We start from the raw sequence: 23,078 nt of genomic DNA on the forward strand, positions 1-23,078 counted from the left end.
TCTTTGACGCTCTTTTGTTTGAATCAATTTTGAAGCTAATCCAGCTATCCGTTGCAAGTTTTTTCATCTGTTTTAATTTTTCTTTATTCCTGTAAGAGCTTCTTTCAGTCGCTTTACAAGAATAGAAAAAATAGTAAACAGCTATCAAAAAGCTTTACACTATTATCTGGGCTAGAAAAGAAGACAAATTGACATCATTTGAATTTAGGGTATGAACTTTGACTCACGAATAATGTAACTTTCAGACTTTAGACTTTCAAACTTTTAAACTTATAAAAATGAACTACGGTAAAGAATTTAAAAAATTTGCTACAAAGCATCAAGGAGTAAATGCCATGTATTACGATAAAATCGTTGCGGCAATGAATCCTACAAATATGACTCCTTACATCATCGAAGAGCGCCAGTTGAATATTTCTCAATTAGACGTTTTCTCTAGATTAATGATGGATAGAATTATCTTTTTAGGAACAGGAATCGACGATCAAATTGCAAACATTGTACAAGCACAATTACTTTTCTTAGAAAGCGCAGATGCTTCTAAAGATATTCAAATATACTTGAACTCACCAGGAGGAAGCGTTTATGCAGGTCTTGGAATTTATGACACGATGCAATACATCAAGCCTGATGTAGCTACAATTTGTACAGGAATGGCAGCATCTATGGGAGCAGTATTGTTGTGTGCAGGAGCTGAAGGGAAACGTTCAGCATTGCCACATTCAAGAGTGATGATTCACCAACCATCAGGAGGAGCGCAAGGTGTGGCTACTGATATGGAAATCAACTTGAGAGAAATGTTGAAATTAAAAGATGAATTATACAACATCATCTCGCACCACTCTGGACAAACATTTGATAAAGTACATGCTGATAGTGAGCGTGACTATTGGATGAAAGCAGATGAAGCGAAAGAATACGGAATGATTGATGAGGTATTGAGAAGAGGATAAAAATATGGTCGAAAGTCAAAAGTCCTCAAGTCGAACGCACCGTAGACTTTAAGACTTTTGACTTTAAGACTTTAGACTATAAAGGATGGCGAAAGAAAAATTAGAATGTTCGTTTTGTGGAAGAAAAAAGCCAGAAACAAACCTATTAATAGCAGGAATCGATGCGCACATTTGTGATAAATGTATCGAGCAAGCACACGGAATTGTTTTAGAAGAATTAAAAGCATCAGGCAGTACTAATCTTGTAGGTGATTTAATTTTAAAAAAGCCGAAAGAAATTAGAGCTTTTCTAGATCAATATGTAATTGGACAAGATCAAACTAAAAAAGTAATGTCGGTTGCAGTTTACAATCACTACAAACGTTTAATGCAACAGCAACAAGACGACGAAGTAGAGATTGAAAAAAGTAATATCATTATGGTAGGACAAACCGGAACAGGAAAAACATTAGTAGCTAAGACCATTGCTAAAATGTTAGACGTTCCCTTGGCTATCGTTGATGCTACGGTATTGACAGAAGCAGGATATGTAGGTGAAGATGTAGAAAGTATCTTAACACGTTTGTTACAAGCTGCTGATTATGATGTAGCGAAAGCAGAACGCGGAATCGTATTTATTGACGAAATTGATAAAATTGCTCGTAAGAGTGATAATCCATCAATTACACGTGACGTATCTGGTGAAGGTGTGCAACAAGCGTTATTGAAACTATTGGAAGGAACAGTTGTAAATGTACCGCCAAAAGGAGGACGTAAGCACCCAGATCAAAAATTTGTTGAGGTAAACACACAAAACATTTTGTTTATTGCTGGTGGTGCTTTTGACGGAATCGAAAGAATTATTTCGAAACGTTTGAACCGTCAAGCTGTGGGGTATTCGACTTCAAAAAACACTGATAATATCGACAAGGAAAATTTATTGCAATACATTATCCCGAAAGATATCAAGGATTTTGGATTGATTCCAGAGATTATAGGTCGTTTGCCAGTATTAACACACATGGACCCGTTAGACAGAGCTACTTTACGTTCTATTTTAACTGAGCCTAAAAATGCGTTAATTAAGCAGTACCAAAAATTATTCTTGATGGATGAGGTAGAGTTTTCGATTACTGATGAAGCGTTAGATTTTGTTGTTGATAAAGCATTAGAGTATAAGTTAGGAGCTCGTGGATTGCGTTCGTTATGCGAGGCGATCTTAACAGATGCGATGTACGAATTACCAAGTTCTGATGACAAGACTTTAGTGATTGATGCTGAATATGCACAAGAAACATTAAATAAAAATCTATTGAAACGATTGGAAATAGCATCGTAATAATTGCATTTTTCTCAAAAATAAGAACCTGTTCATTGATTTGAACAGGTTTTTTTATGGGTAAATTACAGTATTTGTTATTGTTTAATAAAAGTAGGAGCTTCCTTTTTTTATCCCCTTTAGATTACCGATTTTTGTTCATCGAATCAATTCATTAGATCATGGCAATAGAAGAGAAGGAAATTATTTTATTAAAAGTTTCTGGTCAGGATAAACCCGGTGTTACGGCGGGACTAACAGCTGTACTAGCAACTTATAATGCTATAGTTTTAGATATAGGTCAGGCAGATATTCATGAAACACTTTCTTTAGGAATTTTGTTTCAAATAGAAGCGGGGTCAAATGCGGCTCCTGTTCTTAAGGATTTATTGTTTAAAGGTTATGAGTTAGGAATAAAAGTGAAGTTTGTTCCTATCTCTATCGATGATTATGAAGGGTGGGTTAAAACACAATCCAAACAACGATATATTATTAATATTCTAGGCGAAAAATTAGCAGCAAAGCAATTAGCCGCCGTGACTAAGATAATGTCAGACCAGCATTTAAATATCGATTCGATCAAAAGGTTAACTAGTCGCGCCTCCATTATCATTGAAGAAGATAACCCTCGCTCTTGTGTGCAATTATCGGTTTCAGGAATCATAGAGGACAAAGCGAACATGACAGCTAGCTTCATGGAAATTTCACGATCGTTAGATGTCGATATTTCGTTTCAGGAGGATAATATTTACCGTAGAAACCGCCGTTTGGTGTGTTTTGATATGGATTCGACCTTAATTCAAACGGAGGTTATTGATGAACTAGCTGATTTAGCTGGAGTAGGGGAGCAAGTACGTGCGATCACCGAGGCTGCGATGAACGGCGAACTTGATTTTAATGAAAGTTTTAAGCAACGTATGGCGTTGTTAGAGGGTTTAAGTGAAGAGGTGCTGCACAACGTAGCAATAAATTTACCAATTACTAAAGGAGCACATCGCTTAATGCGTGCGCTGAAATATTACGGCTATAAAACAGCAATTCTCTCTGGAGGATTTACTTATTTTGGTAAGTATTTGCAAAAAGAATTAGGGATCGACTACGTTCATGCTAATGAATTAGAAATTGTAGACGGAAAATTGACCGGAAAATATATTGGAGAGATCGTTAATGGAGAAAAGAAAGCTGAATATCTTAAAGCCATTGCAGAGAAGGAAGGCATACACATCAATCAAACGATTGCTGTAGGTGATGGTGCAAATGATTTACCCATGCTTAATTTGGCTGGTTTAGGGATTGCTTTTCATGCAAAACCTACGGTAAAAGAAAGTGCCGAAACTTCTATTTCAAGTTTAGGCTTGGATGGGGTTTTGTATCTATTAGGATACCATGATAGGCATATTGATATGATGTAGGAAGCACTTAAGTTTTAAAAACAATATTAGTTGCGCTTGTATTAGTACCGTTTTTTATGCTAAAATTTTAACCTGCATGCTCTTTAATTGCTCCAAATAATCACGTTGGTTAGACAATCTAGGTATTTTATGCTGGCCGCCTAATTTATCTCGCTCTTTCAGCCAGTCGTAAAATAAATTCTCACGAGCCATATTGATCACGAGCGGATTTAAGGTCATGTTATTTTTACGTTTGGCTTCGTAATCAGAATTTAAGGATTGCAAGGTTTCATCTAGAGTATCTCTAAAAGCATCGATGTTCTCTGGTTTTTTTCTAAACTCAATCATCCATTCGTGTGCTCCCTTTTCTTTTTCAATCATAAATACAGGAGCTACAGTATAGTCAATTACTTCGGCATTGGTTAAGTAACACGCCTTAGCAATTGCTTGATCGGTGTTTTCGACCATTAATTCTTCGCCAAAAACATTGATATGATGCTTGGTTCTCCCAGTAACTCTAATTCGAAACGGATTCAAAGAAGTAAAACGCACCGTATCGCCTATTAGATAGCGCCACAGTCCAGAGTTAGTTGTAATGACAATAGCATAATTTTTATTCAATTCGACATCGGTTAAACGGATTGCTTTTTGATTTGGATTTCCAAAAGTTTCCATCGGAATGAATTCATAGAAAATTCCGTAATCTAACATTAATAATAAATCATTCGAATTGTTTAAATCCTGAATCGCAAAAAAACCTTCAGAGGCATTATATATTTCGTAGTATTTAAAATCTTTTTTAGGTAAGATAGCATTGTACTGCGTGCGGTACGGATCAAAATTGACACCACCGTGAAAATAAACTTCTAGATTAGGCCAAATTTCTAGTAAACTCTCTTTTCCAGATTCAGCTAGCATTTTATTCAATAGCACTAACATCCAAGAAGGAACACCGGCTAAACTAGTAACATTTTCTCTTTTAGTTTCATTAATGATGGCATCCATCTTGGTTTCCCAATTACTCATTAATGATGTTTTATTGCTAGGTGTACTGCTAAATTCAGCCCAAATAGGCATGTTTTCGATCAATATTGCTGATAGATCACCAAAATAAGTGTTGTTGTTCTCATAGATCTGAGCGCTTCCACCTAAACGTAAACTTTTGCCTGTAAACAGCTCTGAGTTTTCGTTGTTGCTCAAGTATAGGCATAATAAATCTTTACTTCCCTTGTAATGGCAGCCTTCTAATGATTCGTTACTGACCGGAATAAATTTACTCTTTGCATTAGTAGTTCCACTTGATTTTGCAAACCATTTAATAGGTGTGTCCCAAAAAACATTTTGTTCACCTTGTCGAGTACGTTCTATTAAGGGGTGCAATTCTTCGTAGGTCGAAATCGGAATTCGCTCTGTAAATTTGGCGTAGGAATTAATGGAGCCAAAATCATATTCTCTTCCTAAAACGGTATTTCTAGCTGATTGCAACAAATTCATAAGCAATTCCTCTTGAACCTCATTAGGGTATTTCAAGAAAAGTTCGATCTGGTGTATGCGTTGTTTGAGTACCCAGGATGCAAACGAATTGATTATGGTTAATGGCATTTTTAAAAAATAGAGTTATGAAATTTACCTTAGGAATGATAACTTTACCAAAAATAGCAAAATTTGTTAAACATCATACTTTAAAATTTAAACTTAATGCAATACGAAGGCGTACTGACTAAAATGCAAACTGAATTTGGTGACCTTATTCAATACTATTTGGTTTTTGAAGATAGTTTTCTGCACGTGAACCAATTATTAGATAAAACCATTGCCATCGAGTTTATGGGTTTTCAATGTTTGAATTGTGGTAAAAAGAAAAAGATTTTCCGTCAAGGGTTTTGCTACGATTGTTTTTACTCTAGCGCTCAAGTAGGTGATTGGATCATGAAGCCTGAGCTAAGTACGGCACATTTAGGGATCGAAGATCGTGATTTAGTCTACGAGCAAAAGGTACAATTGCAACCACATATAGTTTATTTAGCCTTATCGAGTGAGGTAAAAGTAGGCGTAACTCGTGGTACCCAAGTCCCAACAAGATGGATTGATCAAGGTGCCAACGAAGCAATTGCTATTGTCGAAGTGCCTAACCGCTACTTGGCAGGAATAACAGAGGTGGCTTTAAAAAATCATTATGCTGATAAAACCAATTGGCGTAAAATGCTAACTAACGATATCGAAGCAGCTGACTTGGTTGCTGAGCGATCGAAATTGCGGGATTTGATTCCGGCCGAGGTACAGGAATATTTCTATAATGACAAAAATGATTTATACGAGATGCACTATCCCGTTTTACAGTATCCTACTAAAGTCAAAAGTCTAAGTCTGGATAAAAGCCCTAGTTTTCAGGGTAAGCTCACCGGTATTAAAGGACAGTATTTGTTGTTTGAGGATGGCACCGTTTTTAATGTTCGAGGTTCAGAGGGATACGTAGTTAAAGTTTCAGTTTAGTAAATACGATTTGGGCCCGACCTGTTTTGAAAAAATAAGAAAAATATTTTTTCAAAACAGGTCGGGCTATTCGCTATATCTTTTATATAGTCCCAATATAGCTATTGGGACTGTATAAAAGGATGCCGCTACTATCCCTCGCGCGAGTAACACTTCACAATTCAGCTTTAAATAGATTGTAAAACAGTTTTGAATGGTAAACTAGGTTGTTCAAAATATTAGAAATAGATCAAAAAAAAGAAGCGGAATCACATTTGTGATTCCGCTTCTTTTATAATCTGAGTAAGTCTATTTGTTCACAGTTGTGGTGTCAACCACTTTCTTCTTTTTATTGAATAAACCATTTATAATAGTGGTTGCTTTTGCTTTCACCTCTTCTTTTGCTTTTTCTTGCACTTCTGCTTTCGTGGTTGGTAGCACTGTTTTAGTAGTGTCACCTGGCTTTTTATTTTTATTAATCAAGTCAGTAAGCGCTGATGTTCCTTTGCTTACCAAACGTTCTTTTTGTTGTTGTACTAATTGATTGGTCAAATTAGTAACGGCTGTTTTTATATCCGTGCTTATCTGCGGACGAGAGAAGCTTCCTGTAAGAATGGCGTTAATGGGAATGTTTTCAAACTTAGCGGCATCAGTAGGCGTTAGTTTCGCGATTAAGGCATTGGCTTCAGTCCCTAAATATTTACTAGGAACATCAAATTTCACATTGTAATTCATAACCTGGTCAAAACCATGTGTTCCGCCAATGTTGGCTTGTATGTCTTTGTACTTGATAGTGAAGGGTTTTATATTTACTTTTCCGTCCTTAAAAGTTATCGCTGCTTTTAAATCATTCAAATTTAATTTGCTAACGTCAATAAATTTTAAATTATTACCTAAGGCCGTTAATAAAGTAGAGTTTTCTGCGTTGACCGTTGTAGATAGTAATTGTCCAAGTAAATCTCCCGTTAACGTTTTCAAGTCAGGATTCATTGCCTCGGTTAAATTTCCGTTTAATTTTATCGTCGAGTTCAATTTCCCGTTTATAATTCCTGCAAGGGGAGCCAGCTTTTTCAGTAAGTCTAATTGTGTAAAGGACTCGGCTATGTTTACTTGGTTTAACCCTAAATCCATAGTAAATGTGGGTGTTTTTCCTTTAGTTGAAACGGCTCCGTTTAATCCTATTGTTCCGCCAAAAATAGATGTTTTTACATTGTCCATAGTCAATTTTTCATCTTTCACAATCAACTTACCAGATACATTTTTTAGAGTTAAATTATCATACAATACCGTATTCGCTTTTGCAGTAAGTGTGCAATCAAGAAAAGCAGGAATCTTCATTGCTTCGGCAGGTTTCGTTTCTGTTTTAGCAGTCGTGCTTTCTTTCGTCATGAAATCACTCACGGCTAACTGGTTTGAATTTAAATTAAAGTTTCCTTGCAGGTTTTGATTTTTAAAGATAAAACCATAAAAGTTTTCTAGTACTCCTGTTATACTTAAATCACTTTGACCTGTACTAGCTTTAAATTCTTTTAAGCTTACTTTGCTTGGGTCAAATTGAATTAATGCAGTACTAATATTCATAGTTTTGCCATTTTCGTCTACATACTTGAAGTCAGACAAGCTCATGTTTCCTGCATTACTTATGTTTTGGTATTGACTTTTTTCCACAGAAGCCATGTCAAATTTAGATATGACATTCGCTTTTAATATGCCAGATAAAGGTTTATCTAGTGTAATAGGATATGCTTTTGAAACATTGGCTAGGTTTATTGTTCCTTGTAACATGGCATCAACTAGGGCGTTTTGTGTTACATTTTTGATAGTTGCTTTGGCATTAAAAACATCTTGATCAATTTTAAAAGATAATTTATCTAGGTTTACATAGGTGTCGTTTAATATCCCAGTTTCGTTTATAATTTTAGTGTCAATTACAATATTTTGTACTGACTTAGGTAAATTAGGATATTTAAACGAGGCATTATTTGACTTAACATCTACCTTAAATTTAGGTACGGTCGAATCCGAATAGATACCCTTTGCAAAACCCGCTACTGTAAAATCTCCAGTAGTTTGTACATTATCTAAATTTGCAGCGTAGGCAGCGGGAAGGATACCTAAGAAATTCTTGAAGGACGAAGTTGGCGTTTTAAATTTTAAATCATATTCTTGTCCGGCATCAACAAGTTTAATGTAGCCATCAAACTCTAGTGGCAATTGATTAATTAATGCCTTGTTCTCTTTAAAAGTGTATTTACTGTTTTCTAAGTCTATACCCAGAACTGCGTCTAGGGTCAAAGCAACTTTGTTCATATAATTGACCTTATCCATGTCTAAACTAATTGTAGCAGTAGATTTAGTATTTAGATCTAATTTTGAAGCAGCAAAATCACCAGTTCCCTCATGATTTAAGCTATCAATAACCATTTTTATTTTGGAACCCTCATCAAAATAACGAAACTGAAAATTCTCTATCTTGTAATTTTGAATATTTAATGCTACGGGTTTACCCGTACTCTTGTCCTCTGGAGTTTTGTCTTTTAGGGCTATATCATAATTCCCAAGTCCGTCTTTATTAAAAATAATATTAATCAAGCCGTTTTTAGAACTTATTCCATCAATACTTATAGCTTCATTTTCACCTTTAAAAAGTTCTTTGATGGACATCTTTAAATTCAATTCACCCAGAGATAGTAAGGTATCACCCTCAAAAGGAGCTTTGTTGATAATGGCTAACTTCTGAATATTGACAGTAGCATTTGGGAAGTTTGTGAACAAACTCAAGTCGGCCTCCGCAAAGCTTACTTTAGCATCAACTTTCTCGTTTATAGCTTGCGAAATCTTCGATTTTATTTGATCTTGAAAAAGGTAAGGGATAGCAAACAATGAAATTACTAGAAGAAGAAAAATAATTCCGATTATTTTTAAAATTTTCTTTGTCATAAGGAGTTAAGGTTTAGCTAAATCGTGGAAATTAAGATTATACTGTACATTTGATACAAAAATACTATTTTAGAAAGTAAATTATTTATAATATTCTCACAATATGTTACATCTTCAGAAATTTAGAACTACTACACAATACATACGATGTAAAAAAAAACCATCTCTTTTTAAGGGAGATGGTCAAAATGTGCACGTAAGATGGGGATTTCAAATTATCCTATCTAATATTGATTTCAAATGGTAGTAAAGCTTGTACTCCTTTTTGCATTTGCATTCTTTTTACTTTTTGCAATAAAAGATAGTTTTCTTGACCTATTTCCTCTCTAATAAAGTTTTCTTTAGACTGAGCAAAAGGGAAATTTGCAAGTAGGTCGTTAAAATCTTTATTGTATTCTGGATAATTTTGAGTTGTGTATTTTTTTGTTTTTCCTAATAGTGCCGCTTCTTTTATTGCCGCATCAAGACCTCCAATTTTGTCTACAAGACCAATTTTTAATGCCTCAGATCCTGCCCAAACTCTTCCTTGTCCTATTGCATCTACTTGAGCAAAAGTCATCTTTCTACCTTGTGCAACTCGCGTTACAAAGGTTTTGTAAATTTCTTCAACACCTTCAAGCGTAACCGCCTTTAATTTATCATTCAAGGGAACAAACGGGCTGTAGGGTGCAGCATTTTCATGGGTGTTCACTTGCTCTACACTGATTCCTATTTTAGTAGTAAGTTGACTGAAATTAGGTAAAATACCAAATACACCAATGGAACCTGTTATGGTATTGTTTTCGGCAAAAATTTTATTTGCATTACAGGCGATGTAGTATCCACCAGAAGCAGCATAATTTCCCATTGAGACCACTACTGGCTTCACTTTTTTAGTAAGCTCTATCTCTCTCCATATTAAGTCTGAAGTCAAAGCGCTTCCTCCTGGACTATCAACACGAAGTACAATCGCTTTTATATCTTTGTTTTTTCGAGCGTCTTGCAAAGAGCGTCTCATTGATCCTTCTCCAATTGTATTCACATCGCCTTCGCCACCTTGGATTTCTCCTTGAGCATAAATAATTGCTATTTGGTCCTTGGCATCACTGATTTTTGAGGTTGACTTGTTATTCTTAGTATAATCTGCAATAGTAACAGAATTATAGTCGTCATCCTTTTTAACCCCTAGTTCTTTTCGAATGTCGTCATGATAAACGTCTTCATAAGCAATAATATCTACTAGTTTTTGCTCTTTTGCCATTTCAGGTGTTCGAGCTAGTAAGTCATTTGCTATTTCATTTAATTTTGCAACTGAGAGATTTCTGCTTTTAGCAATATCAATTATTACTTGATTCCAAACAGAGTTTAGTAAAGCGGTTACTTGCTCTCTATTAGCCTCGCTCATTTCATTTTCAAGAAAAGGCTCAACTGCACTTTTGTATTTACCATGACGAATAACTTCCATCTTAACACCTGTTTTTTCTTGTAGGTCTTTGTAAAACATGATTTCTGATGATAGTCCTTTAAAATCCATTTCGCCCACGGGGTTAATATAAATTTTATCGGCAACCGAGTTCAAGTAATATTCTTTTTGAGAGTAAGCATTGGAATAAGCCATAATAAACTTACCTGATTTTTTAAAACCTTCTAAAGCATCTCTCAACGCTTTACTTTGTGCCATTCCTAGCTGGGAATTGCCATTTAAGATTGAAATACCCTCAATGTCATCATCTGTTTTGGCATCTTCAATAGCACTTATTACATCCATAAGTCCAATATTTTTACCGTCTGAAAAAATAGTAACCCAAGGATCCTTATACTTTCCAGCATAATCATACTGGATGTCTTCTAAGTTTAATTCAATAACCGAATTGTTTTTGACCACTATTTTATCAGAATCGCCACCAAATACAGCTCCTATAAATAGGATTCCGAAAAAGAAGATCATGAAAAACACAAACAGGCCGATAATAGTTGCTAGTACATTCCCTAAAAACTTCATAATTTTATTTTTTTTATAAGTAGTAGAAAACAGTTTATTGTTACAATGTGAGTTGGTTTTTTAAACTGAATCAAGTCATACTTTGTGCAAAAATAGTGCTAATTATAAAATTGTTTTAGTTAATTTGTGCTTAATATGAAATCACAACATCAGGTCGTTTTATCGATAGGTAGCAATCAAGGTAATAAACTTGAAAATATCGAAGCGTGTATTGCATTAATACATAAAGAAGTAGGTACTGTTATACAAGTGTCAAAAATATACGAAACTCCTTCTTGGGGTTTTGAAAGTGATGCATTTTATAATTGTGCTTTAGTACTACATACCTTTCATACCGCTCAAAAAGTACTGAATTTAGTGTTAAAAGTAGAGAAAAAACTAGGGAGAACTAGAAAGAAAGGTAGTGGTTATCAATCCCGAATTATTGATGTTGATGTTATTGCTTTTGATGAGGATGTTATTGCTTCTGATAAATTAAATGTGCCACACCCTTTAATGCAAAACAGAAAATTTGTTTTACTGCCTTTTCGTGATTTGGGTTTAAATTGGAAGCATCCAAGTTTGCATAAAACAGTGTCCGAATTATTAGAAATTACTCCTGATGAAAGTGTGTGTAAAGTAGTAAGTGAGTCTGCTAATCCGCTACATGATATTTCATTTGATCAATTTAATTATGTAGCATTTGAAGGAAATATTGGAGCCGGTAAAACTACTTTAGTTACAAAAATAGCTGAGGATTTTAATGCAAAAACAGTATTGGAACGTTTTGCAGATAACCCTTTTTTACCCAAATTTTATAAAGACCAAAATCGCTACGCTTTTCCTTTAGAAATGTCTTTCCTAGCTGATCGCTACCAGCAATTGTCCGATGATTTGGCGCAATTTGATCTGTTTAAAGACTTTTTAGTAGCCGATTACCATATTTTTAAATCCCTTATCTTCGCTAAAATCACTTTGGCAGAAGATGAATATCGCTTGTACCGAAATTTATTTGACATCATTTACCGTGAAATGCCTAAGCCCGATTTGTATGTTTACCTCTATCAAAATTCAGAGCGATTGTTGCAAAATATTAAAAAGAGAGGTCGCAGTTACGAGCAGGAAATTTCAGCAAGTTACCTAGATAAAATTAATAGCGGTTATCTAGACTACATCAAATCGCAATCCGATTTAAATGTATTGATTATTGATGTCTCTGATAAAGATTTTGTGAAAAATCAAGAAGATTATTTGTTTATAGTAGACGAGATTAAAAAGAAGATGAACTAAGCCAAACTTCTTTACATCTTCAAGACATCGTAAAACCATGTTTTGTTGATCTGCTAAGAATATATTGTGCCACTAAAACGCAAGTAATTTCTAAAAATGGATTACTTTGGCCAATTCATTTTAGAAAACAAATCCCACACGACAATGCCAGCACTCACAGAGATATTCAAAGAATGCTTAGTTCCTAGTTGGGGTATCTCAATACAGCCATCGCATAAGGCTACCGCTTCTTGTGCCACACCATGAACTTCATTGCCAAAAACTAAAGCATACTTTTTATCTTGAGTAACTGTAAAATCTTGGAGAAAAATTGCACTTTCGACTTGTTCAATGGCTAAGGTTGTGACACCTTGATTTTTTAAATTTGTAATTACATCTAGGACACTTTCTTGGTGTTCCCAACTAACGGTTTCTGTTGCGCCTAATGCTGTTTTGTTAATTTCCTTATTAGGAGGAGTAGCAGTAATACCGCACAAATAGATTTTCTCTATTAAAAATGCATCTGCTGTTCTAAAAACAGAGCCGATATTGTGTAAGCTTCTAACGTCATCTAATATAAGGATAAGTGGCGTTTTTTCAGAAGTTTTGAAATCTTCAACAGTCTTGCGTTCTAATTCGTTGTTTTCTAGTTTTCTCATTCTAAAAGAGATATTGTTTTTAAATAAAAAAAGCTCCCGCCTTGACTGGCGGGAGCTTTTCAATATGAATTAAGTTTCAATTTAGCTTTTTGCACCGTTGTCATCTAAAACTACTCCTTTTATAGTAAGTACTTTAGTTGCTTGGCCTTCAGCGTTAGAAGTTACAGTAACTGTTTTTGTAAAAGCACCTACTCTATCTGTAGCATATTGAACACCAATTATTCCTTTTCCACCTGGTGCAATTGGTTCTTTTGGTGATGTTGGTACAGTACAACCACATGAACCTTGAGTATTGGTGATGATTAAAGGTTTTGTTCCGTTATTTGTGAAAACAAATTCGCGTTTACCGTTAGAGTTGTGCGCTATATTTCCGTAATCGATTGTTTCAGTCACGAAGACGATCCCAGCTCCATTAACTTTTGCAGTTTTTGCAGCAGTAGCTTTTACTTTTTTAGAAGTGTCTTGTGCGTTAGAAGAATTGATTCCAAAAACGGTAACTAGGGCAAGTAAAATTATTTTTTTCATTTTATTACAACTTTTTAATTAATAGTACAAAATTAAAGAAAAAATCATGCCAACGACTTAAATTTTACTTAAAAATGCTTTTAATTTTTGATTTTCTAATTATTCGCTGTAAAATATTTAAATTCGCTGATCCATTTTCTCATTAATTTAATACAAAAATAAGTTGGCATCTAAAGATAAAGCGGTTAAGGAAACACCATTAATGAAGCAATACAATGATATCAAAAGGAAGTATCCAGATGCTTGTTTGTTGTTTCGTGTTGGGGATTTTTATGAAACATTTGGTGAAGATGCTGTTCGAGCTTCAAAAATATTAGGAATTACTTTAACAAAGCGTGGTGCAGGTTCTGAAACGGAGACAGCCCTTGCCGGTTTTCCGCATCATTCTATCAATACCTACTTGCCTAAATTAGTTAAGGCAGGACTACGTGTCGCAATTTGTGATCAGCTGGAAGATCCTAAAATGACTAAGACTATCGTGAAACGTGGTGTTACAGAGTTAGTGACTCCCGGAGTTTCGATGAATGATGAGGTGCTGCAGTCTAAGACCAATAATTTTCTAGCCTCAGTTTATTTTTCGAACAAGAATATAGGTATTTCTTTCTTAGATGTTTCGACTGGTGAATTTTTAACAGCGCAAGGATCAGCTGAGTATATTGATAAATTGTTGCAGAATTTTAATCCGTCTGAGGTTTTAATTCAAAAGAACAATAAAAATACTTTCCGCGAAACTTTTGGTGAAGACTTCCATTGCTTTTATCTAGAAGATTGGATTTACAAAGAAGATTATGCTTTTGAAACACTTACAAAACATTTTCAAACCGTCTCTTTAAAAGGTTTTGGAATTGAAGAGCTAAAAGAGGGGATCATTGCCTCTGGAGCAATATTATATTATTTATCCGAAACGCAACATAACAAAGTCCAACACATAACAGCGATCCAGCGCATTGCAGAAGATGCTTATGTATGGATGGATCGTTTTACAATTCGTAATCTCGAATTGTACCACAGTTACAATCCCAATGCAGTTACTTTACTTGATGTAATTGATAAGACGCTTTCGCCAATGGGCGGTCGTTTATTAAAACGATGGTTAGCGCTTCCTTTAAAAGAAGCTACTAAAATTAGAAATCGCCATCAAGTAGTCGCATATCTACAAGAAAATCAAGAGGTTTTACACAAGATGCAGAACCAAATCAAACAAATATCCGATTTAGAGCGACTTATCTCAAAAATTGCAGCCGGTAAAGTTTCGCCGCGAGAAGTCGTTTATCTAAAAGAATCATTGGATGCGATTATACCTATCAAAACATTAGCGCTAGAAAGCAAGCAAGAAGCGGTTAAAATAATTGGGGATAGTTTGCATAGCTGTGAATTGCTGCGCGAAAAAATTAAATCAACTTTGAATCAAGATGCACCTGTTGCTGTTGCAAAAGGGAATGCGATCGCCAAAGGGGTAAGCGCTGAATTAGATGAATTGCGAGCTATCTCTACTTTAGGGAAAGAATTTCTAGAAGGTATCGAGGCGAGAGAGTCGGAGCGCACCGGAATTACTTCACTAAAGATCTCTTTTAATAATGTCTTTGGATACTATATAGAGGTACGAAATACGCACAAAGACAAAGTTCCCCCAGAGTGGATTAGAAAACAGACACTTGTCAATGCTGAAAGATACATTACAGAAGAGTTGAAAGAATACGAGGCGAAAATATTAGGTGCCGAAGAAAAAATTCATAAAATCGAATCCGAATTATTTGAACAATTAGTGATTTGGATTGCTACCTATATCAAGCCAGTTCAACTCAATGCAAATTTAATAGCGCAACTGGATTGTTTGTGCTCTTTTACTCAACTAGCCTTAGAAAACAAATACGTTTGTCCTGACATAGATGAATCCTTTGATTTAGAAATAAAAAATGGAAGACATCCTGTTATTGAAAAGCAACTACCTGTTGGGGTTCCTTACATTGCAAATGATGTTTTTTTAGATAGAGAAACGCAGCAGCTTATTATGATTACTGGACCTAATATGTCTGGTAAGTCGGCTATTTTGCGTCAAACTGCTTTAATCGTACTTCTGGCACAAATGGGGAGTTTTGTTCCTGCTGAGAGCGTAAGAATGGGAGTTGTAGACAAGATTTTTACTAGAGTAGGGGCAAGTGATAATATTTCGATGGGAGAATCCACTTTCATGGTCGAAATGAATGAAACAGCATCTATCTTGAATAATATTTCTGACCGTAGTTTAGTCTTGCTCGATGAAATAGGACGAGGAACGAGTACGTATGATGGTATCTCGATTGCTTGGGCTATTGCCGAGTTTTTGCATGAGCATCCTTCAAAGCCTAAAACCCTATTTGCTACGCATTATCATGAGTTGAATGAAATGAGTGAACTGCTGCCTAGAATTCAGAATTATAATGTAGCTGTAAAGGAGCTAAAGGATACTGTTCTCTTTGTTCGAAAACTAGTAAAAGGAGGAAGCGCCCACAGTTTTGGTATTCACGTAGCTAAGATGGCAGGAATGCCTCAAATCGTGATTTTAAAAGCACAAAAGCTTTTAAAGAAATTAGAGAAAGATCATTCGAGTGAAGCTTTAAACGGTATTAAATCAGAAAAAGAAGAAATGCAAATGAGTTTCTTTAATCTTGATGATCCATTGTTAGAAGAGATAAAAGAAGAGATATTGAACTTGGATATTAATACGATCACGCCTATGGAAGCCCTGATGAAATTGAATGAAATCAAAAGGATGTTGACTAGGAAATAATTTTTTTTTAATTTTTAAAGAATAGGTTATCAAAACGTTAGCTTTTTTATTAAATTTTTTTCCAAAAAAGGCTTGTTTAATTCAAAAAAGGTGCTAAATTTGCATCCGCAATACAGAACAAGTATCGCGGTTCTTTTTAAAAATTGAAAATGCGAAAATAGCTCAGTTGGTAGAGCGCGACCTTGCCAAGGTCGAGGTCGCGGGTTCGAGCCCCGTTTTTCGCTCGACACCACATAATGCTCGGATGGTGAAATTGGTAGACACGCTGGACTTAAAATCCAGTGAACAGCAATGTTCGTGCGGGTTCAAGTCCCGCTCTGAGTACAAAGAAAGCTTCAAACTATGTTTGAGGCTTTTTTTTTGGCTTTAATCGATCTTAAATTTCACCTTCTAATGGTAATCATTTTGTTGGTGCTGCTTTGATGGTTGAAGTAAGTTCGTATATTCGTCAAGTGATTTAGTGTTTATGTTAATCTGATTATTTTAAAAAAATATATGGCTTCTTTTGTTATTAGTAAAAGATTTAGTGGAGATTATAAATTTGAGTTTGCCTCCCGTAAAGGCAAGCCTATTTTTACTAGTAACGCATATGAGTTGAGGATGGATTGTGAGTCGGCGGTAGAATATTTGCGTTCAGTACTAGATACTTGTTCTTATGTCAAATTTAAGACCAGTAAAGGGAAGTATTTCTTTCGAGTGGTGATCAACGGTCAAGTAGTAGCGGTAAGTCGCAAGTATAGCACGGAACTAATGGTCCAGAAAGGAATAGATGAAATTGTGAAGTACGGATCCAAAGCAGAGATTTTAGACTTCTCCAACAATGACTTTGAATTTACGGATTAATATGCAAAATGAACCATTACTTTTACGAATTTAAGGTTGATGATGAAAAAAAATATAAGCACAAAAAAAAGCCGCTACAAGAGTAAACGGCTTATTTTTTTGTTTGTGCTTGAAATTACTCAGCAGCAGGAGCTTCAGTTTCAACAGCAACAGTAGTGTCAACAGCTACAGTATCAACAGCAACAGTATCAACAACTACAGCAGTAGTATCAGTCATTACTTCTTCAGCAGGAGCTTCAGCTTTTTTACAAGATACTACAGTCAAAACAGCAACAACAGCTAAACTTAAAAATACTTTTTTCATCTTAATTTAATATAAAAGGTTAATTATTAATTCGGAGCAAAGATATAAATTTTTTGATATGTAGAATATATTTTTATTTTTTTTTTAAAAATATTATTCAACCCTCATTCTAGAGGTTGTTTTATTGCTAAATAACTGTATTATAGAGCGTTACGTTGTTTCTTCATCATTGTTCCAGATAGTTTTGCAGCTTTTACTTCAAAAAACTCAATTATTTATACCTAAATTCGGCATATTATATCCAATTGTTTGATTGTTAATAATTTATATTACCCATTAAAATAGGTTTCTGAAAAACATATTTCTAAAATATCAAGCTTTTTTTTTGTAGAAAGTACAAGTCTTTCTGAGTTCAATATGTTTTAGTTGGTGTTTTCTACTTAAATTGTAAAAATCAGAAGTTTTTTCTGATAAAGAAAGAAAAGTATGGGGTATTTGCTTTATCTTACTTCGTTTAGTATTATGCGATTTAAAATTATTGTAGTTGCACCTTTGTTCATCGTCACAAAAGTGCTGCAAATATGTCCTTTCTCGCTTCGGTAAGCTTCATCAATAATCAGTTGGTTAAACTTTTTAGTAAGTTCGTCCGTAGTTGTAATCGTGTCGCAACCTTGTAAATCTAGTAAAGCAGTTGCTTCGGCAAAATGGGAGTAATTAGGGCCTATTATAATTGGTATGCCAAAAGTAGCTGGTTCCAAAATATTATGTATCCCAGGATTCCCAAACCCTCCTCCTACATATGCTATATCGGCGTAGCTATAAATCTTTGTTAGTATTCCAATCGTGTCTATTATAAAAACATCAAATGTTGCTAGGTTTAGGGCAGGGTCAGCTATAAACTCAGAGTATAGGACTGTCTTTTTTAATAGGCTTTGTTTTAATTCTTTTATTTGTTCCTGCTTAATGTTGTGGGGAGCGATAACGAATTTTAAGTCGTATATTGTTTTGTTAATATAGGAGACTAGTAAGGTTTCATCTTTAGGCCAAGTACTACCTGCGACTACTGTGATCTTATTGTTCACAAAATTAGCAATAAAATCTAGTGTATTATCTATTTCCAAAATAGAGGCTACACGGTCAAAGCGAGTATCGCCAGATATAGCAACATTTGATTTTCCTAACTGTTGTAATAGCTTTTTTGATTTTTCATTTTGAACAAAGAAATAGGTGAAGGCATCGAGTGCTTTTCTGTAAAATTGACCGTACCACTTAAAAAACAATTGGTTCTCTCTAAAGATCCCTGATATTAAATAGGTTGGAATATTTTTGTCTTTCAATTCGTTTAAATAATTAGGCCAAAACTCATATTTAATAAAAAAGGCCATTTCGGGATGTGCTAATCGAATAAATTCCTGTGCATTAGATTGTGTGTCGAGCGGAAGGTATAGGGTAAGATCAGCAACCTGATTGTTTTTACGCACTTCGTAACCCGAAGGAGAAAAGAAACTAATAATGATTTTATGGGTCGGATATTTATCTTTTACTTTCTCAATTACGGGAAGACCTTGTTCGTATTCGCCCAGTGATGCGGCATGGAACCAGATTGTTTTATCTGTTGCTTTTATATTTTGCGCCAGAGTTAACAGAACTGCTTTTCGACCATCTACAAAAAGTTTGATTTTCGGCACAAACAATGCGATGAGCGGGAGTAGTGATTGTGCAATTGTAATTATAACATTATATAGAAAAAACATAGGAGGAAATTTATTTTGCTAAAATACTGTTTCTTTTGTTTATCGTTTAAATCTTAGCGGTTAAATTGCTATTTTTGCAACAGAAGTACTCGGAAAAGCTTTGATTGACTATTTCACTTACAATTAAAATTTCATCTTTTTTTTTGAAGTTTTAGTGAGAAAGTAAATGCATCTTTTTCATTTTTAAAAGGTGCTTGGTAAAACAAAATAGAGATGAAAAAAATACAAATGGTTGACTTGAAAAGTCAATACGATAAAATTGCAACTACTGTAAATACTTCTATTCAAGAAGTTTTGGACACTAATACCTATATAAATGGACCCCAAGTACACCAGTTTCAAAAGTCATTAGAAGAATATCTTGATGTGAAGCATGTGATTCCTTGCGCTAATGGAACTGATGCTTTACAAATAGCAATGATGGGATTGGATCTAAAGCCTGGTGATGAGGTTATTACAGCTGATTTTACTTTCGCTGCGACGGTTGAGGTTATCGCTTTATTGCAATTAACTCCTGTTCTTGTAGATGTTGATCTTTACAATATGAATATTTCTATAGAGCGTATTAAAGCAGCGATTACTACTAAAACAAAAGCTATCGTGCCTGTTCATTTATTTGGACGTGCTGCTAATATGGAAGCGATTATGGCTTTAGCCAAAGATCATAATTTATATGTTATTGAAGATAATGCGCAAGCAATTGGTGCCAACTGTAAATTCTCTGACGGTACGAAGCATAAAGCTGGTACGATAGGACATGTGGGTGCTACCTCTTTTTTTCCATCTAAAAATTTAGGTTGCTACGGAGATGGTGGAGCAATTTTCACCAATGATGATGCGCTAGCACACAAACTTCGTGGCATCGTTAATCACGGAATGTACGAGCGTTACCATCATGATGTAGTTGGTGTTAATTCCCGATTAGACAGTATGCAGGCAGCTGTTTTAAATGCAAAGCTACCCTTATTAGATTTATACAATAAAGCAAGGCAAGATGCTGCCAGAAAATATTCAGCGGCATTTGAAGGACATAAGAATATTATTGCACCGCAAATTTGTGATATATGCGATTGTCATGTCTTTCATCAATATACTTTACGAATTATAGATGCTGATAGAAATGGTTTAATGCAACATTTATTAGATAATGGTATACCGTGTGCTATTTACTATCCTATTCCTTTACACGCTCAAAAAGCTTATGTAGACGAAAGATATAAAGAAGAAGATTTTCCTATTACGAATCAATTAGTGACTGAAGTTTTGTCATTACCAATGCATACCGAATTAGATGACGAGCAAATCAAGTTCATCACTGATTGTGTTTTGGAATTTTTAAATAAATAAAATAGAGAGGCACGTTAATTCGTGCCTTTCCTATTAAATAAATTAGCACTGAGTTTTCACTCTTAAAATAAGTAGCAAATGAAAATACTAGTAACTGGAGGTTTAGGGTTTATTGGTTCGCATACTGTGGTCGAATTGCAAAATCAAGGTTTTGAAGTTGTAATTATCGATGATTTGTCTAATACATCATTAGCCGTTTTAGACGGAATCGAATCGATTACAGGAAAAGTTCCTGCTTTTGAGAAATTAGATTTACGTGAGAAAGCAAAAGTTCAAGACTTTTTTAACAGGCACCGCGATATTTCAGGAGTAATTCATTTTGCTGCTTCAAAAGCAGTTGGAGAAAGCGTTGGGAATCCGTTGTTGTATTATGAGAATAACATTAATACGTTGGTCTATCTATTACAAGAATTGCAGAAGAAAGAAGAAGCTCATTTTATTTTTAGTTCTTCTTGTACAGTGTACGGCCAAGCGGAACAAATGCCTATTACAGAAAATGCTCCTGTGCAAATTGCAATGTCGCCTTACGGAAACACAAAGCAAATAGGTGAGGAGATTATTACAGAAACAGCTAAAGTCACCAATATAAACGCTATTTTATTGCGTTATTTTAACCCAATAGGGGCACACCCCTCTGCGGAAATTGGAGAATTACCATTAGGAGTGCCTCAAAATTTAGTTCCGTTTATAACTCAAACGGGTATGGGCTTACGAAAAGAACTTTCGGTTTACGGTGATGACTATCCTACATCAGATGGAACAGCAGTTCGTGATTACATTCACGTAGTCGATTTGGCGAAAGCCCATGTAATTGCTTTAAAGCGCCTATTAGATAAGAAAAATTTAGAAAAAGTGGAGACTTTTAATCTAGGTACAGGGAAAGGAAGTTCTGTTTTAGAGGTAATAAAAGCCTTTGAAAAAGTAAGCGAACAAAAGCTGCCTTATAAATTAGTAGCACGTAGAGAGGGTGATATCACAGAGGCCTATGCCAATACAGATAAAGCAAATGCTGTTTTAGGCTGGAGAGCAGAATCCTCACTAGAGGAAGCATTAGACAGTGCATGGAAATGGGAACAAAAAATTAGAAAATAGAAGAAAGACTGTCGATTGACAGTCTTTTTTTTGATTAATTTTTAGCATCTTCTTTCATTTCGTCTGCTTTTTTATCCATTTTTGCAGCACCTTCTTTCATTTTAGTGCTAATTTTTGACTTGGTTGAATCAATAGCTGCATCTACTTTAACCGCTGCCGTATCTACAGCTTGGTCTATTTCATTGCCTATTGCATCCTTGGCTTCTCCTACTTTATCCTTTGTGTCTTGCTTACATGATACGATCGTTAATGCAGCAACGATAGCTAATCCTAAAAGAGTCTTTTTCATTTTTATATTTTTTAATAGTACTAGTTTGTTTTTTCTGATCTAAAGATAATCAAAAAATCCCCACAAAATTTTAGTTTGTGAGGATTCCTAAAGCGTATAATAATATAGTAGTTAAGCGTTTGCCGTAGCAGCTTCTTTGTCAATTTTTCCAATTAATCCTGCCAAGACTTTCCCTGGACCAACTTCTGTAAACAAAGTTGCACCATCGGCAATCATCTGTTGTACTGATTGTGTCCATTTTACAGGAGCAGTCAACTGAATAATTAAGTTTTTCTTGATCTCGTTTGCGTCAGATATTGCAGTCGCAGTTACATTTTGGTAAACAGGGCAAATAGGATTAGAAAATGTAGTTGCTTCAATAGCAGCTGCTAGTTCTTCACGAGCAGGCTCCATCATAGGTGAGTGAAAAGCACCTCCAACTGGCAACAACAAAGCACGTTTTGCACCAGCCTCTTTCATAGCTACACATGCCGCTTCAACAGCAGCTGTCTCGCCTGAAATTACTAATTGTCCCGGGCAGTTGTAGTTGGCAGCAACGACAATACCATCAATGGACGCGCAAACTTCTTCGACCACATTATCAGCAAGTCCTAAAACAGCTGCCATTGTTGATGGTTTGATTTCACATGCTTTTTGCATGGCAATTGCACGTTGCGATACTAATTTCAACCCGTCTTCAAACGACAAAGCACCATTTGCAACTAAAGCCGAAAATTCTCCTAAAGAGTGACCTGCCACCATTTCTGGTTTAAAATCATCACCTAAAGTTTTAGCTAATATAACCGAATGTAAAAAAACAGCTGGTTGCGTAACCTTCGTTTCTTTTAATTCCTCAGCAGTACCCTCAAACATAATGTCAGTGATGCGAAAACCTAATATTTCATTCGCTTTCTCGAATAATTCCTTTGCTAAAGGAGAATTTTCATATAAATCTTTTCCCATTCCTGTGAACTGTGCGCCTTGACCTGGAAATACGTATGCTTTCATATTTTAAATTTAAAAGTTGAATGGCTTTATGTCGTTAAAATTAAACCAAGTGCAAAAATACTATTTTTTTTAATAAACAACCTATCAAGATTTAGGAGCAGGAATATTCGAGTTCCTAGCACTTCCTGTCCCGCTTTTGCCTGTATCTCTTCACTTCGTTGCGAGGATGCTGGCTCAATCGGGGCTAAATCTCAGGTGTGATCCTTGTAACACTATTAGCGAGGGCTATGTTTTGAGACATTCGGTCACTCCAACTTTAGGTAAAGGCAGGTATAAATGCTGTAAC

General features: G+C 35.2%; 18 protein-coding genes and 2 tRNA genes. 11 read left to right on the top strand and 9 right to left on the bottom strand.

Features of this window, described 5'->3' with window-relative positions; all coding sequences use genetic code 11:
• Positions 1-278 precede the first annotated feature (278 nt).
• From clpP to serB, 3 genes are all read left to right on the top strand, one after another.
• Positions 279-953 (top strand): ATP-dependent Clp endopeptidase proteolytic subunit ClpP, encoded by a 675-nt coding sequence (clpP, locus tag H8R22_RS04985; RefSeq protein WP_026707631.1) that lies wholly within the window; start codon positions 279-281, stop codon positions 951-953.
• An 85-nt stretch (positions 954-1,038) separates the two neighbouring features.
• Positions 1,039-2,271, top strand: coding sequence for an ATP-dependent Clp protease ATP-binding subunit ClpX (clpX, locus tag H8R22_RS04990; protein WP_187008652.1), 1,233 nt, complete (start codon positions 1,039-1,041; stop codon positions 2,269-2,271).
• Positions 2,272-2,432: 161 nt separating this feature from the next.
• On the top strand, positions 2,433-3,662 hold the full coding sequence (serB, locus tag H8R22_RS04995) for a phosphoserine phosphatase SerB (RefSeq protein ID WP_187008651.1): 1,230 nt from the start codon (positions 2,433-2,435) through the stop codon (positions 3,660-3,662).
• A gap of 54 nt (positions 3,663-3,716) precedes the next feature.
• Here serB and H8R22_RS05000 read toward each other — a convergent pair whose 3' ends face one another.
• Complete coding sequence (locus tag H8R22_RS05000) at positions 3,717-5,243, bottom strand: GH3 auxin-responsive promoter family protein (RefSeq protein WP_187008650.1); 1,527 nt, start codon at positions 5,241-5,243, stop codon at positions 3,717-3,719.
• A 96-nt stretch (positions 5,244-5,339) separates the two neighbouring features.
• Between H8R22_RS05000 and H8R22_RS05005 the strand changes: the two genes are divergently transcribed.
• On the top strand, positions 5,340-6,134 hold the full coding sequence (locus H8R22_RS05005; RefSeq protein ID WP_187008649.1) for a DUF2797 domain-containing protein: 795 nt from the start codon (positions 5,340-5,342) through the stop codon (positions 6,132-6,134).
• 288 nt (positions 6,135-6,422) lie between these two features.
• Here the strand turns inward: H8R22_RS05005 and H8R22_RS05010 are convergent, their stop codons facing one another.
• Together H8R22_RS05010 and sppA are read right to left on the bottom strand one after the other, a co-directional pair.
• Positions 6,423-9,053 (bottom strand): AsmA-like C-terminal region-containing protein, encoded by a 2,631-nt coding sequence (locus H8R22_RS05010; RefSeq protein ID WP_187008648.1) that lies wholly within the window; start codon positions 9,051-9,053, stop codon positions 6,423-6,425.
• A 220-nt stretch (positions 9,054-9,273) separates the two neighbouring features.
• Complete coding sequence (gene sppA / locus H8R22_RS05015) at positions 9,274-11,034, bottom strand: signal peptide peptidase SppA (protein ID WP_187008647.1); 1,761 nt, start codon at positions 11,032-11,034, stop codon at positions 9,274-9,276.
• Positions 11,035-11,169: 135 nt separating this feature from the next.
• Between sppA and folK the strand changes: the two genes are divergently transcribed.
• Positions 11,170-12,303 carry a 2-amino-4-hydroxy-6-hydroxymethyldihydropteridine diphosphokinase gene (folK, locus tag H8R22_RS05020; protein ID WP_187008646.1) on the top strand — a complete coding sequence of 378 codons (1,134 nt, stop codon included), beginning with the start codon at positions 11,170-11,172 and terminating at the stop codon, positions 12,301-12,303.
• Between the two features lie 101 nt (positions 12,304-12,404).
• On the opposite strand, the gene H8R22_RS05025 is transcribed toward folK, so the two are convergent.
• Positions 12,405-12,941 carry an RNA methyltransferase gene (locus tag H8R22_RS05025; protein WP_187008645.1) on the bottom strand — a complete coding sequence of 179 codons (537 nt, stop codon included), beginning with the start codon at positions 12,939-12,941 and terminating at the stop codon, positions 12,405-12,407.
• 81 nt (positions 12,942-13,022) lie between these two features.
• Positions 13,023-13,466, bottom strand: coding sequence for a DUF1573 domain-containing protein (locus tag H8R22_RS05030; protein WP_187008644.1), 444 nt, complete (start codon positions 13,464-13,466; stop codon positions 13,023-13,025).
• A 163-nt stretch (positions 13,467-13,629) separates the two neighbouring features.
• Between H8R22_RS05030 and mutS the strand changes: the two genes are divergently transcribed.
• The 4 genes from mutS to H8R22_RS05050 all read left to right on the top strand — a co-directional run bounded on the left by mutS (position 13,630) and on the right by H8R22_RS05050 (position 17,079).
• A complete protein-coding gene (mutS, locus tag H8R22_RS05035) occupies positions 13,630-16,236 on the top strand; it encodes a DNA mismatch repair protein MutS (RefSeq protein ID WP_187008643.1) in 2,607 nt (868 codons plus the stop codon).
• A gap of 151 nt (positions 16,237-16,387) precedes the next feature.
• A tRNA-Gly gene (locus H8R22_RS05040) sits at positions 16,388-16,460 on the top strand.
• 14 nt (positions 16,461-16,474) lie between these two features.
• A tRNA-Leu gene (locus tag H8R22_RS05045) sits at positions 16,475-16,560 on the top strand.
• Positions 16,561-16,731: 171 nt separating this feature from the next.
• Positions 16,732-17,079: a YegP family protein gene (locus tag H8R22_RS05050; protein WP_187008642.1), complete on the top strand. Its 348-nt coding sequence runs from the start codon at positions 16,732-16,734 to the stop codon at positions 17,077-17,079.
• Between the two features lie 115 nt (positions 17,080-17,194).
• Here H8R22_RS05050 and H8R22_RS05055 read toward each other — a convergent pair whose 3' ends face one another.
• Both H8R22_RS05055 and H8R22_RS05060 read right to left on the bottom strand, forming a co-directional pair.
• Positions 17,195-17,383, bottom strand: coding sequence for a hypothetical protein (locus tag H8R22_RS05055; RefSeq protein ID WP_187008641.1), 189 nt, complete (start codon positions 17,381-17,383; stop codon positions 17,195-17,197).
• Positions 17,384-17,823: 440 nt separating this feature from the next.
• A complete protein-coding gene (locus tag H8R22_RS05060) occupies positions 17,824-19,077 on the bottom strand; it encodes a 3-deoxy-D-manno-octulosonic acid transferase (RefSeq protein ID WP_187008640.1) in 1,254 nt (417 codons plus the stop codon).
• Positions 19,078-19,290: 213 nt separating this feature from the next.
• Here H8R22_RS05060 and H8R22_RS05065 point away from each other — a divergent pair, with 213 nt between their 5' ends.
• Entirely contained in the window at positions 19,291-20,424 is a 1,134-nt protein-coding gene (locus H8R22_RS05065; protein WP_187008639.1) for a DegT/DnrJ/EryC1/StrS family aminotransferase, read from the top strand.
• Between the two features lie 78 nt (positions 20,425-20,502).
• Positions 20,503-21,516, top strand: a complete 1,014-nt coding sequence (gene galE, locus H8R22_RS05070) for a UDP-glucose 4-epimerase GalE (protein WP_187008638.1) — start codon at positions 20,503-20,505, stop codon at positions 21,514-21,516.
• Between the two features lie 34 nt (positions 21,517-21,550).
• Here galE and H8R22_RS05075 read toward each other — a convergent pair whose 3' ends face one another.
• Together H8R22_RS05075 and fabD are read right to left on the bottom strand one after the other, a co-directional pair.
• Positions 21,551-21,805 (bottom strand): hypothetical protein, encoded by a 255-nt coding sequence (locus tag H8R22_RS05075; protein WP_187008637.1) that lies wholly within the window; start codon positions 21,803-21,805, stop codon positions 21,551-21,553.
• Between the two features lie 111 nt (positions 21,806-21,916).
• Positions 21,917-22,792 (bottom strand): ACP S-malonyltransferase, encoded by an 876-nt coding sequence (fabD, locus tag H8R22_RS05080; protein ID WP_187008636.1) that lies wholly within the window; start codon positions 22,790-22,792, stop codon positions 21,917-21,919.
• Between the last annotated feature and the right edge of the window lie 286 nt (positions 22,793-23,078).

Source organism: Flavobacterium kayseriense, assembly GCF_014305095.1.
Lineage (GTDB): Bacteria > Bacteroidota > Bacteroidia > Flavobacteriales > Flavobacteriaceae > Flavobacterium > Flavobacterium kayseriense.